Consider the following 14,157-nt stretch of genomic DNA (forward strand, 5'->3'; position numbering starts at 1 on the left):
TCCTGACTATTTCCGCACGCGCTGGCAGGCGAGCTCGACCAGGCCGCGCAGGAAGTCGACGAACTCGATGCCTTCGGCTTTCAGCGCCTTGGGGTAGAGCGAGGACTTGGTCAGCCCGGGCAGCGTGTTGGTTTCGAGATAGACGAGGCCCTTGTCCGAGACGATGAAGTCAGAGCGGGAGTAGCCGGTGCAGGACATTGCGCAATGGGCCAGCATCGCCTGCTCCTTAAGCGCGGCGGTGATCTCGGGTGCGAAGCGGCCGGGGCAGATCTCCTGGGTCGATTTCAGAAGATATTTCGCCGCGTAGTCGAAATTGCCCTCGCCCGGAATGATCTCGATCGGCGGCAGCGAGATGATCGAGCCGTCGGTGCGCTCCAGCACACCGCAGGTCGCCTCCACGCCGACGATGTAGGGTTCGATGACGTACTCTTCATGCTTCGCTGCGTTGCGGACAGCGACGAGGTCCTGCTTGGCATTGACGAAGATCAGGCCGTAGCTCGACCCGTCGCGCGCGGGCTTTGCGATCAGCCTTTCATACTCGGCGAAAGCCTCGTCGATATCATCGAGCGCAAGATTTTCCGGCGGCGTCACGCCGCCGAGCGCGGCGAAGCGCTTGGCTGCGATCTTGTCGAAGGCCAGATGCGACGACGCCGAGCCCGAGCCGGTGAAGGGCACGCCGCGCGCCTCGCACATCACCTGCAATTCGCCGTTCTCGGCCCGCCCGCCGTGCAGGCCGAGCACCAGCACGCGATCCTCAGCCTTGGCCCGGTCGAGCGCCTGCGCGAGCGGGACGCCGCGCGTGCCCGGCTTGAATTCGTCCTCGAACGGGCGGGCATGCTCGAGCAGCTGCTTCGACTGCACGACGTGCACCTTGTCCTCGACGTCCCACCACCAGAGGTCAGCCTCGGGCAGCGCCTGATGCAGCGCCTGGGCTGTGGCAACCGAGACGAGACGCTCGCGGTTGGAGCCGCCGAAGAGGATGGTGATGCGCATGTTCATAGTCTCTCTCGTTCCGTCATTCCGGGGCGCGACGTAGTCGCGAACTACGGTGCGCAATTGCGCACCTGAGAATCCATTCATCCACGAACTCCGCCGCCCTATGGATTCCGGGCTCTCGCTTCGCGAGCCCCGGAATGACGGTGATCATGAAACCCCGATCCGCTTGATTTCCCAGTGTAGCTCGATTCCGGAATTCGCCTTCACGCGTGCACGTACCGTCTCGCCCAGCGTCTCGATGTCGTGCGCGGTGGCCTCGCCCGTGTTGATCAGGAAGTTGCAATGCATCTCCGAGACCTGCGCGCCGCCGACGCGCAGGCCGCGGCAGCCGGCGGCGTCGATCAGCTTCCAGGCGGAATGGCCGGGCGGATTCTTGAAGGTCGAGCCGCCGGTTTTCTCGCGGATCGGCTGCGCGGTCTCGCGATGGCTCTGCACCTCCGCCATGCGCGCGCGGATCGCCTCCGCGTCCCTGATCTCGCCGCGAAAGCGCGCGGAGGTGAAGATGATGGAGGGATCGACGCCGCTGGAGCGGTAGACGAACTTCATCTCGGCGTTGGAGAAGACGTGCTTGGTGCCGTCGCGCCCGATGCCCCTCGCCTCGATCAGCACGTCCTTGGTCTCGTCGCCATTGGCGCCGGCATTCATGCGCAACGCACCACCGATCGTGCCGGGAATGCCGAAATAGAATTCGAGCCCACTGATATTGGCGGAGGCCGCAACTTCGGCCACGCGCTTGTCGAGCGCAGCCGTGCCGGCCGTGACGATGTCGCCGCTCGCAGTCGCCTCGCCGAAGGCGCGCGGCGCGAGACGAATGACGACGCCGGCAATGCCGCCGTCGCGCACGATCAGATTGGAGCCGACCCCGATGACGTAGACGGGAATGGCGGAGGCGAGATGCGCCAGGAAGTAAGCGAGATCGTCCTCGTCCGCCGGCGTGAACAGCACCTGCGCGGGACCGCCGACGCGAAACCAGGTGAGCTCGGCCAGCGACTGGTTCGCCAACAGCCGCCCGCGAAGCTCGGGCATCGCGGCTTTGAGTGAAGGGGTGATGTCGGGAAATCCCACCGCGCTACCCCAGCGCCTTCAACTGGTCCGGCAGCGCATACGCCCATTGCGTGATGTTGCCGGCGCCGAGACACACAACGAGATCGCCGCTCTTGGCGATGCCATGAACGATTTTGGCTAGTTCGCCGGCATTGGGCAGCGGGATCACCTCGCGATGGCCGTGGGCGCGCAGGCCGGCGACGAAATGATCGCGGTCGATGCCTTCGATCGGCGCCTCGCCGGCAGCATAGACGTCGGCGACGACGACCGCATCGGCATCGTTGAAGCAGGTGCAGAACTCCTCGAACAGCGATTGCAGGCGGGTGTAGCGATGCGGCTGCACCACCGCGATCACCTTGCCGGTGTAAGAATCGCGCGCGGCCTTCAGCACGGCTGCGATCTCCACGGGGTGATGGCCGTAATCATCGATCACGGTGACGCCGTTCCACTCCCCGGTCTTGGTGAAGCGGCGCTTGACGCCGCCGAAGCCGGCCAGCGCCTTGCGGATCGCCTCGTCCGACACGCCGAACTCGTGCGCGACCGCGATCGCCGCCGTCGCATTCGAGGCATTGTGCCGGCCCGGCATCGGCAGCGCGAGATCGGCGATCTCGTGCGTGGTGCCGTTCTTGCGGTCGCGGATCACGACCTTGAACTTCGAGCCGCCGCCGCCGGCGGTGAGATCGACCAGCCGCGCATCGGCCTGCGGATTCTCGCCATAAGTGATGATGCGGCGGTCCTCGATCTTGCCGACGAGGCTCTGCACGACGGGATGATCGATGCACATCACGGCAAAGCCGTAGAACGGCAGGTTCTCGACGAAGTGACGAAACGCGTCCTGCACCGCCTCGAAGGTCTTGAAGTGATCGAGATGCTCGGGGTCGACATTGGTGACGATCGCGACATCGGTCGGCAGCTTCAGGAACGTGCCGTCGCTCTCGTCGGCCTCGACCACCATCCAGTCGCCTGCGCCAAGCCGCGCGTTGGAGCCGTAGGCGTTGATGATGCCGCCGTTGATCACGGTCGGATCGAGCCCGCCGGCGTCGAGCAGCGTGGCGACCATCGTCGTCGTGGTGGTCTTGCCGTGGGTGCCGGCGATGGCGACGCAGCTCTTCAACCGCATCAGCTCGGCCAGCATCTCGGCGCGGCGCACCACGGGAATGCGCCTCTCGCGCGCCGCCATCAGTTCCGGATTGTCGCGCTTGATCGCGGAAGACACGACCACGACCTCGGCGCCGTCGATATTCTCGGCCTTGTGGCCGACCGAGACTTTCGCGCCCTTCTTGCGCAGACGGTCGAGATTGTAATTGTCGGCGGCGTCCGAGCCCTGCACGGCATAGCCGAGATTGGCCAGCACCTCGGCGATGCCACTCATGCCGATCCCGCCGATCCCGACGAAGTGGATGGGTCCGATCTCGCGCGGCAGTCTCATATGGTTTCCTTGGGGTCATCGTCCGCGAAGGCGGACGATCCAGTACTCCGCGACGCCAGAGATTCAAATCAACTGCGTCGGATACTGGATGCCCCGCTTTCGCGGGGCATGACAAGTGGCTTTTTGGCCATTCGGGCCGGAACAGGCGTCAGATTCCCGCGGTCTTCACCACGAGATCCGCCAGCCGCTCGGCCGCATCGAGCCGCCCCGCCCCCTTCGCCGCCGCCGCCATGGCGGCAAGCCGTGCCGGCTCGGCGGCGAAGCCGGAAATTTCGGATGCCAGCCGGTCGGAGCTGAACTCGGTCTGCGGGATGCGGATCGCGCCGTCGACCTTGGCCAGCACGCCGGCATTGGCGAACTGGTCCTGGTCGATCGAGCCCGGCAACGGCACCAGGATGGAGGGCCGGCCGATCGCGGCGAGCTCGGCCACGGTCCCCGCACCGGAGCGCGATACCACGAGATGATTGGAGGCAAGCCGCGCCGGCAGATCCGTGAAGAACGGCGCGAGCTCGGCCTTGATCTTGAGCTTGTCGTAGACGGCGCGCACGCGGCTCATGTCCTCTTCGCGCACCTGCTGGGTGAGGACGAGACGGCTCCACAGCGCAGGCTCGAGCCGCTCGATCGCGCTAGGCACGATGTCGGCCATGATGCGCGCGCCCTGGCTGCCGCCGACGACGAGCAGACGCAGCGGACCGTTCGGCTCGGGCGCGGCATACTTCACCGCGGCGGCCGCGAGGATCGCCGGACGCATCGGCGTGCCGACGGTCGTCGTCTTGCCTGCCAGTGCCGGATCGCGATCGAGCACACCGGGCAAGGACGTCGCGATGGCGCGCACGCGGCTCGACAGGAACCGGTTGGCGCGGCCGAGCACGGCGTTGGCGTCGTGGATGATGCCGGGCACGCCGGCGAATTTCGCCGCGACCAGCGGCGGCAGCGTCGGATAGCCCCCGAAGCCGACGACGGCGACGGGCTTCAGCCGCTTGATCAGCGCGTAGGCGGACAGCGTGCCGGCGGCAAGCGTGAGGCCGGCATAGGCCAGCTGAAGCGGATTGCGGCCGCGCGCGGTCTCGCTTCTGACCACGTCGATCATGTCCTTGCTGAACAGCCCGCTATAGCGCAGCGCGCGCTCGTCGGTGACGAGGCGGACGCGATAGCCGCGCCGGATCAATTCGACGCCGAGGGCCTCGGCCGGGAACAGATGGCCGCCGGTGCCGCCCGCGGCGAGAAGAATCAGGGGGGACGTGTCCATAATGAGGGAGTTTTACAGGGTCTTTCTCGTCATTGCGAGCGAAGCGAAGTAATCCAGACCACCTCCGCGGAGACAGCCTGGATTGCTTCGTCGCTTCGCTCCTCGCAATGACGGCTCACGCGTAACTGCGCATCGCCTCGGCGTGGCCGCTCGCCTCGACCTCGGTGCGCGGGCGCAGCCGCGTCAGCGCCAGCATCATGCCGACGCCATAGGCGAGCGAGACCATCGAGGAGCCGCCATAGGAGATGAAGGGCAGCGTCATGCCCTTGGCGGGGATGAGCTGCAAGTTCACCGACATATTGATCGCCGCCTGCACGCCGAACAGGATCGCGAGCCCGGACGCCGCAAAGCGCGAGAACATGTCCTCGTTGGCATAGGCGCGCGACAGCGTGCGCATGACGACGAAGGCGAACAGCGCCAGCATCGCAAGGCACAGGATGATGCCGAACTCTTCGCCCGCGACCGCGAAGACGAAGTCGGTGTGGCTGTCCGGCAGGCTGCGCTTGGCGATGCCCTCGCCCGGTCCGAGCCCGAACCAGCCGCCGTTGTAGAAAGCCTCCATGGCGGTATCGACCTGGAAGGTGTCGCCGGAGGCCGGGTTCATGAAGCGCTTGATGCGCCCCGCGACGTGCGGAACGAACAGATAGGCGCTGAACAGGCCGGCCGCGCCGAGACCTGCGAGGCCGAACACCCAGATCATCCGCATGCCCGCGATGAAGAACAGCGAGCCCCACACCATCAGGACCAGCATGGTCTGGCCGAAATCCGGCTCCATCACCAATAGCGCGACCAGCATCAGCAGCAGCACCACCGCCATCGAGGTCGCCGGCATCTCCGGGCGCCTCGTCGATTCCGCGAACAGCCAGGCCGCGATCACGACGAAGGACGGCTTTGCGATCTCGGAGGCCTGGATGTTGACGCCGAGCAGCGTGATCCAGCGGCGCGAGCCCTTCACCTCCGGGCCGAAGGCGAGCGTGAGCACGATCAGGACGATGCTCGCCGCGAAGATGATCAGCGCCGAGCGGCGGATCGCGCGCGGCGACAGGAAGGACACCCCGAGCAGCACGATGCAGGACGGCACCAGGAACAGCACGTGGCGGCTGAAGAAATGGAAGGCATCGAGCCCGATGCGGGTCGCAACCGGCGGGCTCGCCGCCAGCGACAGGATCACCCCGGTCAGCATCAGCCCCAGGATGGCGCCCATCAGCGGCTTGTCGACGGTCCACCACCACTCGGAAAAGGGGGTGCGTTCTTCACGGGAGAGCATGGGCGGCCGCTTTCGGACAGAGGTCCGTTCATTGGTCGCCGAGGTTGGTTACCGGGAGGTTAAAGGGACGGGTAACTTTTGAGCGAAGCGTTGGTGCCAGGCTACGAACCGGGAGCCCTGACGAATCGATAGGGTATGCCGCCAAACGCCAGAGTGAGAACGCCATCCTCGGCGAATGAGAACTGGGTTCGTTCAACTTGTGGAGCTGAGGGCTGGTCGGTGACAATCGCCGAGCCCTCCACCCGATATCGAAGATTGATGATTTGTCGCTTGTCGTGCTCACGAATTGTGTAGCGCAGCCCACCGCTCTCATCGAACTCGAGCAGGACATTTCCCAGGCGGGCTAGCGCCAGTTCATCGGTCTCGTCTACAAGCCAGGCGCCTACCAGAGTCATTATGTCATTCAATCGTTGGTGTCGGTGTCCTCACACCACCGGCTGCACACCCGGCAGCGCTTGCACCAGCTCGCGGAACTTGGCGCCGCGGATCTCGAAGTTGCGGTACTGGTCGAAGGAGGCGCAGGCGGGCGACAGCAGCACGACGGCATCGGTGAGGCCAGAGGCTTCCGCATCGCGGGCCGCGTGTTCGACCGCAACGTCCAGGGTCTGGCTGATCTCGTGCCCGACCTGTGTGCCCAGCGTGCCCGAAAACTCCTGCGCGGCTTCGCCGATCAGATAGGCTTTGCGGATGCGCGGGAAGAACCCGGTCAGGCTCGTAATGCCGCCGGCCTTCGGCTTGCCGCCGGCAATCCAGAAGATGTCGGCGAAGGACGACAGCGCATGGGCGGTGGCGTCCGCGTTGGTGCCCTTGGAATCGTTGACGAACAACACGTTGCCGCGGCGCCCGACCTGCTCCATGCGATGCGCCAGCCCCGGAAAGCTGCGCAGGCCGTTCTGCAGCACGTCCTGGCTGATGCCCATCGCGAGCGCGGCAGCAGCCGCGCAGGCCGCGTTTTGCGCGTTGTGCTGGCCGCGCAGCGAGCCGATGCCACCGAGCGCGGCGACCTCGCTGCGGGCGCCGCCCGCGGCGCGCACGATGGTGCCGTGCTCGACGTAAATGCCCGACGCGAGCGGATTCTTGACCGAGATGCGCACCACGTTCTTGCCGGCGCGGTCGAGCCGGTCGGCAATGTCGCGGCAATAGCCGTCATCGACGCCGACGATCGAGGTGCCGCCGCCTTGCACGCCGGCCACGAGGCGCTCCTTCACCGCGGCGTAATGCTCGATCGTGCCGTGGCGATCGATATGGTCCTCACTGACGTTGAGCAGGATGCCGACGGAGGGATCGAGCGAGGGCGTAAGGTCGATCTGGTAGGACGACATCTCGATGACGTGGACGCGGCCCATGCGCGGCGGCTCCAGCGACAGGATCGCGGTGCCGATATTGCCGCCCATCTGGGTGTCGTAGCCGGCGACCTTGGTCAGATGCGCGATCAGCGCCGTCGTGGTCGACTTGCCGTTGGTGCCGGTGATGGCGACGAACGGCGCGTCCGGCGCATGGCGGCGCCGCTCACGGCAGAACAGCTCGATGTCGCCGATCACCTCCACCCCTGCCTCGCGCGCCTTCAAGACGCTCCAGTGCGGCACCGGATGGGTGAGCGGCACGCCGGGCGCGAGCACCAACGCGGCGAACTTCGCCCAGGAGACGTTGCGCAAGTCCGCGGTGATGAAGCCGGCCTGCGCGGCCTTGGCGACGTTCTCGGCATTGTCGTCGGCGGCTATCACGTCGGCGCCGCCGGCCTTCAACGCATGGCAGGAGGTGAGCCCCGAGCCGCCGAGGCCGAACACCGCGACCGTCTTGCCGGCGAAGGACGTGACGGGGATCATCGATCGGTCACCGCAGCTTCAGCGTCGAGAGGCCGGCGAGCGCCAGCATCACCGAGATGATCCAGAATCGGATCACGATCTGCGGCTCGGTCCAGCCCTTCTGCTCGAAGTGATGGTGGATCGGCGCCATCGCGAACACGCGCTTGCCCGTGAGCTTGAAGGACACGACCTGCACGATGACCGAAACCGCCTCGAGCACGAACAATCCGCCGATCACCGCGAGCACGATCTCGTGCTTCACCGCGACCGCGATCGCGCCGAGCATGCCGCCGAGCGCGAGCGAGCCGGTGTCGCCCATGAAGATCGAGGCCGGCGGCGCGTTGAACCAGAGGAAGCCGAGGCCGGCGCCGAGCAACGCGCCGCAGAGCACCGCGAGCTCGCCGGTGCCTGCGACATATTTGATCTGGAGATAGTCGGCGAACACCAAGTTGCCGGTGAGATAGGCGATCATCGCGAAGCTCGCGGTGGCGATCATCACGGGCACGATGGCGAGGCCGTCGAGGCCGTCGGTGAGGTTCACCGCATTGCCGGCGCCGACGATGACGAAGGCGCCGAAGACAACGAAGAACCAGCCGAAATGCAGCACGGTATCCTTTAGGAAGGGAATCGTCAGCGCGGTGGAGGCGGGATCGCGGTTGAGCCGCACCAGCGCATAGCAGGCGACCAGCGCGATCACGGCTTCGATCAAGAGGCGCAGCTTGCCGCCGAACCCGGTCGTGGTCTGCTTGGTCACCTTGAGGTAATCGTCATAGAAGCCGACGAAGCCGAAGCCGAGCGTCACCGCCAGCACGATCCAGACATAGGGGTTGAGCGGATTGGCCCACAGCACGGTGCCGACCGTGAGCCCGGACAGGATCATCAGCCCGCCCATGGTGGGCGTGCCCTTCTTGGAAAGATGCGATTGCGGACCGTCGGTGCGGATCGGCTGGCCCTTGCCCTGACGGATGCGCAAGTGATCGATGATCCAGGGGCCGAACAGGAACACGAACAGCGCGCCGGTCACGATGGCGCCACCGGTGCGGAAGGTGATGTAGCGGAAGACGTTCAGGAAGGTGCGAAAGGCACCGAAGCCCGGAAATGTGTTGGAAAGCTCGATCAGCCAGTAAAACATTCAGACGGTCCTATGGCGCCTTTGCACGTCCAGGTGCTTCACGCGCATTCGCTGGTCTTCGTCATGGGCCGCGCGTTTCGGGAAACGGACGGCTTCCGCCGCAAAGGGTGGGATTCGGGAACGGCGTCTTCCAAGCAGTTTACGCCTTTGCCTGCAAGGCGGCCACCAGCCCCGGCACAAACTTGTTGACCCAGAACATCTTCTTGCTGCCCTTGACAACCACGACGTCGCCTGCCTTCAGCAGATTTGCGACCTCGTCCGGCTTCAGCGTGGCGGGATCGTCGTGCCAGCCAAGACCCTTGCCCGAGGGCAATGCGTCGAACAGGTGGCGCATCAGCGGCCCGACGCAATAGACGCCATCGATGCCGTCGAGGTGGCTGGCAAGACCGGTGTGATAGCTCGTTGCGTCCGCGCCGAGCTCGAGCATGTCGCCGAGAATCGCAATGCGGCGGCCGCCGCTGATGTTGCGCGCCTGCAGGCTTTGCAGCGCCGCGGCCACGCTGGCCGGATTGCCGTTGAAGCTGTCGTCGATCACGGTGATATCGCCGACCGCCTGCTCGACCCCGCGGCCGGTCATGATGCCGACGCGGTCGAGCTTGACCGCGAGGGTCGCGACGTCCAGATGCGCGGCATGAACCGAGGCGAGCGCGGCCAGCGCATTGTGCACCCGGTGCGGCGCGCCAGGGGTGAGGCTGAAGGCAATCTCCTTCCTGCCGATCGCGGCCACGACCTGCCAGCTCTCGCCGTGCGGCGCGTGCGCGACCTCGTGCACCTCGGCGTGCTCGCCGCCGAAGCGCACGACCTCGCCCTTCCACTCGGAAGCCTTGATTCCGGCAGGCAGCACCAGCACGCCATCCTCCGGCAGCCCGAGCGCGATCGATACCTTCTCGCGCCGGATGGCTTCGAGCGAGCCGAGCTTCTCCAGGTGCACCGGCTGGACGTTGACGACGAGCGCGACGGTTGGCTGCGTGAGCTCGCTGAGACGGGCGATCTCGCCCTTCTGGTTCATGCCCATCTCAACGACCCAGAGGCTGGCGTCCCGCCTGGCATTGCACAGCGTCAGCGGCACGCCCCAGAAATTGTTGAAGCTCGAGGGGCTCGCATAGGCGTTCGGATAGGCGGCGATGAATTCCTTGGTGCTGGTCTTGCCGGCGCTGCCGGTAAGCCCGATCACCGGGCCGTTGAAGCGCGCGCGTGCGGCGCGCGCGAGGCCCCAGAGGCCGTCGATCAGCGTGTCCTTGACCACGATCTGGGGAATGCGGATGCCCGCGATCTCGTGCGGCACGATCATCGCCACTGCGCCCGCGGCTTCCGCCTTGTCGGCGAACTCCCAGCCGTCGCGCGCGCTGGCGAAAGCCGAGATGAAGCCTCCGCTCGGCGTGCCGCTCAGCGCAACGAACAGGCTGCCCGGCTTCACCAGCCGGCTGTCCTGGGTGACGAAATCGATTGCCGTCGCCGGGAACGATCCGGCGACGCCCAGCGCGCGCGCGACCTCGGCAACCGTCCATATTGGCCCGCTCATGCAACCCTCGACGCTAGTGCGGCGGCGACCGCCTCGTGATCACTGAAAGGCAGCACCTCGCCGCCGACGATCTGCCCGGTCTCGTGGCCCTTGCCGGCGATGAGCAGCGCATCGCCCTCCTGCAAGTCCTCGATCGCGGCGCGGATCGCCTCGGCGCGGTCGCCGATCTCGCGGGCGTCCTTGGCGCTGGCGAGGATCGCGGCGCGGATCGCTTCCGGCTTCTCGCTGCGCGGATTGTCGTCGGTGACGATGACGGCGTCGGCGTTCTCCGCCGCGATCTCGCCCATGATCGGACGCTTGCCGGCATCGCGGTCGCCGCCGGCGCCGAACACGACGACCAGCCTGCGCCGGGCATAAGGCCGCAGCGCCTGCAGCGCCTTCGCGAGCGCATCGGGCTTGTGCGCATAATCGACGAAGATCGGCGCGCCATTGCGCTCGCCGACGCGCTCGAGCCGGCCCTTGGCGCCTTCGAGATGTTCGAGGCTCGCAAACACGTTTTCAGCATCGCTGCCCGTGCCGATGGCCAGGCCGGCCGACACCAGCGCATTCTCGATCTGGAATTCGCCGACCAGCGGCAGCCGGATCGCGTAAGCCCTGCCGCGATGTTCGACCGTGAGCTTTTGCGAGAAGCCTTCGACCACGGCCTCCGTGACGCGAATGCCCTCGCCGGCGCCATCGCCGTTGCGGCCCACCGCCATGACGCGCAGGCCGCGCGATGTCGCCGCATCGATCGCCTCCGCCGAGCAATCATGATCGGCCGAGATCACCGCCGCGCCATCAGGCGGCACCAGCTCGCGGAACAGGCGGAGCTTAGCCGCGAGGTAATGCGCAACGGTCGGATGGTAATCCATGTGGTCGCGCGAGAGATTGGTGAAGCCGCCGGCCGAGATGCGCACGCCGTCGAGGCGATATTGGTCGAGCCCGTGCGAAGACGCCTCGAAGGCGAGATGCGTGACGCCCTCGCGCGCGATCTCGTCCAACTGCCGGTGCAGCACGATCGGATCCGGCGTAGTCAGCGAGCCATAGACGGTGCGCTTCTGCGACACGAGACCGATGGTGCCGATGCTGGCGGAGGCGTGCCCGAGCCGCTCCCAGATCTGGCGTGTGAACGCGGCGACCGAGGTCTTGCCGCTGGTTCCGGTCACCGCGGCGATCGTCGCAGGCTGCGCCGGGAAAAACCTCGCTGCGGCCAGCGCCAGCGCCCGGCGCGGATTGGCGCTCGTGATGAACGGCACCTTGCAGGCGGCCGGCGCATGGTCGCCGACGACGGCCACCGCGCCCGCCGCAATCGCGGCATCGACGAAGCGGGCGCCGTCGGTCTTGCTGCCTGCGAGCGCGAAGAAGAGATTGCCCGGCTGGACCACGCGGCTGTCGAGCGCAAGGCCGCTCACCTCGAGCGCCGCAGCGGCGGGCTCGATCGCGGCATCATTGCCCTTGACATCCTGACCCAAGAGGTCGCGCAGCTTCATGGTGTTCCAGTCGACATGCCGTGCCGGAAAGCCGGATCCTCCGGGGAAAATCCCGACTCAGCAGCGGCGATGGCCCACCCGGTTGATTACTGGGTTGTCCTGGATGCTGCAAGAATAAGGCGCTCCGCAGGCGGCAGCTCGAACCGCGGCTCGACCCCCAGAAGCGGCGCGATCCGCTCGATCACCTTGCCGCCGGTCGGCACCGCGTTCCAGCCCGAGGTGATGAAACCATGCGTTTCCGGCAGTGCCTGCGGCTCGTCCAGCATGATCAGGACGTGATATTTGGGATCATCGCAGGGCAGGATGGCGGTGAAGGAGTTGAGCACGCGCTTTTTGGCGTAGCGGCCGTTGACGACCTTCTCGGACGTGCCGGTCTTGCCGCCGACGTAATAGCCCTTGACGTCCGCCTTTCTCGCCGAACCGACTTCGGCATTGAGCCGCATCAGGAACCGCATCTTGTCGCTGGTCTCCGGCTTGATGACGCGCTTGGCCATCGCCTGGGCTTCGGATTCGCTGCGCTTCAGGAATGTCGGCGGAATCAGATAGCCGCCGTTCACCAGCGCGTTGATGCCCATCACCGCCTGCAACGGCGCCACCGACAGGCCCTGGCCGAACGCGGCGGTGACCGTGTTCAGCTCGCTCCAGCGCCGCGGCAGCAGCGGCGCCGCACTCTCCGGCAATTCGGTGCGCAGCCGCGTCGTCTGGCCCAGCTTGGCGAGGAACGCCTTGTGCGCCTCGACACCCTGGTTGAGCGCAATCCGTGCCGCCCCGATGTTGGACGAGTAGGTGAACACTTCCTTGGTGTTGATGAAGCGCCCGACCGGATGGCTGTCGTGGATCGTGAACTTGCCGTAATGCAGGTTTCCGCGCGCGTCCCACATCGAGTTCAGATTGATCTTGCCGGAATCGAGCCCCATCGCCAGCGTAAACGCCTTGAAGGTCGAGCCCATCTCGTAGACGCCGGTGGTGAGGCGGTTGATGCGGTCGGGGTCGTGCGCTTCCTTCGGATTGTTGGGATCGAAGTCCGGCAGCGAGACCATCGCCACGATCTCGCCGGTCTTGACGTTTGAGACGATGCCTGACGCGGCCTTGGCGCGGAACTTGTCCTTGGCCTTCAACAGCTCGTCGCGCAGCGCGTGCTCGACGCGCAGATCGACCGCGAGCTCGATCGGCTTCTGCAACCGGTCGGTGGCAAAGCCGGCGCGGTGGAGGTCGGCGAGCCCTTGATTGTCGAGCCACTTCTCGAGGCCGGCGATGCCCTGGTTGTCGATATTGACGAGACCGATGAGGTGAGCGACCTCGTTGCCGGTCGGATAGACGCGCTTATTCTCGCGCAGGAATCCGATACCGGGAATGCCGAGCTTGTGGACGGCCTGCTGCTGCGCCGGCGTGACCTCGCGCTTGAGCCAGACGAAGCCCTTGCGTGTCCTCAGGCGCTCGCGCACCTCGGCCTCGTCGAGGTCGGGAATGGTCGCGGTGAGGAGCTCGATCGCCTCGTCCTTGTCGATGATGCGGCGCGGCTCGCCGAACAGGCTCGCCGCCTTGACGTCGGTCGCAAGGATGGCGCCGTTGCGATCGACGATGTCGGGCCGCGCGGTCGCAACCACCTCTTGCGCTGCGGCGCGGCGCGCGCTGTGGGCGTCGGCGCCGATCGCGAACATCACGAGCCGCCCGCCGATCAGGGCATAGACCGAAGCGAAGGCGAGCATGGCGAGGCCGACACGCGCGCGCGCCTTCGCGGCGCGATCGACGTTGCGCCCGTAGAGCAGGCTTCGGATCAGCCGCCGCCGCCAAGGTTCACCTGACCGCTCGGTCGACTTTTCGGTAAGTTTTGCAGGCGTTGCCGGGCTCATTGCTTGTCCTCGCGCTGAGGCACGGAGCCCGTCACCGCATCAGGGTCGCTCGCGGCTTCGATGGTCTTGAGCATGGCCCCGATCGGATCGGGCTCGCCCGGCCTGAACATCCGGGGCGGACGCTCCGGCAGGCTCTTCAGCGAATCATATTGCGTGCCGTTGACCGGCTTGAGGTGCAGATGCCGGTCGGACAGGCCCTGCAGCCGATGCGGCGCATCGAGCTTGGCCCATTCGGCCCGCAGCCCTGCGATCGCATCGCGCTGCTCGCGGATTTCCGCACGCAGCCGCAGCACCTTCTCGGTACGCGCCGTGGAGTCCATCTTGATCCGGTAGACATGAGCGGCTGCGAAGATCAGCGCCCCGATGACGAGGAGGTGAATGATGCGCATGC

General features: G+C 66.3%; 12 protein-coding genes. All 12 read right to left on the reverse strand.

Annotated elements, in window-relative coordinates; genetic code table 11:
* Window positions 1–6 precede the first annotated feature (6 nt).
* The 12 genes from I6F21_RS01040 to I6F21_RS01095 all read right to left on the reverse strand — a co-directional run bounded on the left by I6F21_RS01040 (window position 7) and on the right by I6F21_RS01095 (window position 14,155).
* Window positions 7–993: a D-alanine--D-alanine ligase gene (locus I6F21_RS01040; protein WP_225139449.1), complete on the reverse strand. Its 987-nt coding sequence runs from the start codon at window positions 991–993 to the stop codon at window positions 7–9.
* 150 nt (window positions 994–1,143) lie between these two features.
* Window positions 1,144–2,061 (reverse strand): UDP-N-acetylmuramate dehydrogenase, encoded by a 918-nt coding sequence (gene murB / locus I6F21_RS01045; protein ID WP_225112586.1) that lies wholly within the window; start codon window positions 2,059–2,061, stop codon window positions 1,144–1,146.
* Between the two features lie 4 nt (window positions 2,062–2,065).
* Window positions 2,066–3,469: a UDP-N-acetylmuramate--L-alanine ligase gene (gene murC, locus I6F21_RS01050; protein WP_036003548.1), complete on the reverse strand. Its 1,404-nt coding sequence runs from the start codon at window positions 3,467–3,469 to the stop codon at window positions 2,066–2,068.
* 148 nt (window positions 3,470–3,617) lie between these two features.
* Window positions 3,618–4,721, reverse strand: coding sequence for an undecaprenyldiphospho-muramoylpentapeptide beta-N-acetylglucosaminyltransferase (murG, locus tag I6F21_RS01055; RefSeq protein ID WP_199751031.1), 1,104 nt, complete (start codon window positions 4,719–4,721; stop codon window positions 3,618–3,620).
* A 112-nt stretch (window positions 4,722–4,833) separates the two neighbouring features.
* On the reverse strand, window positions 4,834–5,985 hold the full coding sequence (gene ftsW / locus I6F21_RS01060; RefSeq protein WP_057026925.1) for a putative lipid II flippase FtsW: 1,152 nt from the start codon (window positions 5,983–5,985) through the stop codon (window positions 4,834–4,836).
* 101 nt (window positions 5,986–6,086) lie between these two features.
* A complete protein-coding gene (locus I6F21_RS01065; protein ID WP_225182665.1) occupies window positions 6,087–6,380 on the reverse strand; it encodes a hypothetical protein in 294 nt (97 codons plus the stop codon).
* Window positions 6,381–6,410: 30 nt separating this feature from the next.
* Window positions 6,411–7,811, reverse strand: a complete 1,401-nt coding sequence (gene murD, locus I6F21_RS01070; protein ID WP_225182666.1) for a UDP-N-acetylmuramoyl-L-alanine--D-glutamate ligase — start codon at window positions 7,809–7,811, stop codon at window positions 6,411–6,413.
* A 7-nt stretch (window positions 7,812–7,818) separates the two neighbouring features.
* Entirely contained in the window at window positions 7,819–8,922 is a 1,104-nt protein-coding gene (gene mraY, locus I6F21_RS01075; RefSeq protein ID WP_036003524.1) for a phospho-N-acetylmuramoyl-pentapeptide-transferase, read from the reverse strand.
* Between the two features lie 139 nt (window positions 8,923–9,061).
* A complete protein-coding gene (murF, locus tag I6F21_RS01080; RefSeq protein WP_225182667.1) occupies window positions 9,062–10,444 on the reverse strand; it encodes a UDP-N-acetylmuramoyl-tripeptide--D-alanyl-D-alanine ligase in 1,383 nt (460 codons plus the stop codon).
* A complete protein-coding gene (locus tag I6F21_RS01085; protein WP_225182668.1) occupies window positions 10,441–11,913 on the reverse strand; it encodes a UDP-N-acetylmuramoyl-L-alanyl-D-glutamate--2,6-diaminopimelate ligase in 1,473 nt (490 codons plus the stop codon). Before I6F21_RS01085 ends, murF begins: the two co-directional genes overlap by 4 nt.
* An 86-nt stretch (window positions 11,914–11,999) precedes the next feature.
* Window positions 12,000–13,766, reverse strand: a complete 1,767-nt coding sequence (locus tag I6F21_RS01090; protein WP_036003486.1) for a penicillin-binding protein 2 — start codon at window positions 13,764–13,766, stop codon at window positions 12,000–12,002.
* Window positions 13,763–14,155, reverse strand: a complete 393-nt coding sequence (locus I6F21_RS01095) for a hypothetical protein (RefSeq protein ID WP_036028375.1) — start codon at window positions 14,153–14,155, stop codon at window positions 13,763–13,765. The genes I6F21_RS01090 and I6F21_RS01095 overlap by 4 nt, the downstream gene beginning before the upstream one ends.
* Between the last annotated feature and the right edge of the window lie 2 nt (window positions 14,156–14,157).

Source organism: Bradyrhizobium sp. NBAIM03, from assembly GCF_020194055.1.
Lineage (GTDB): Bacteria > Pseudomonadota > Alphaproteobacteria > Rhizobiales > Xanthobacteraceae > Bradyrhizobium > Bradyrhizobium yuanmingense.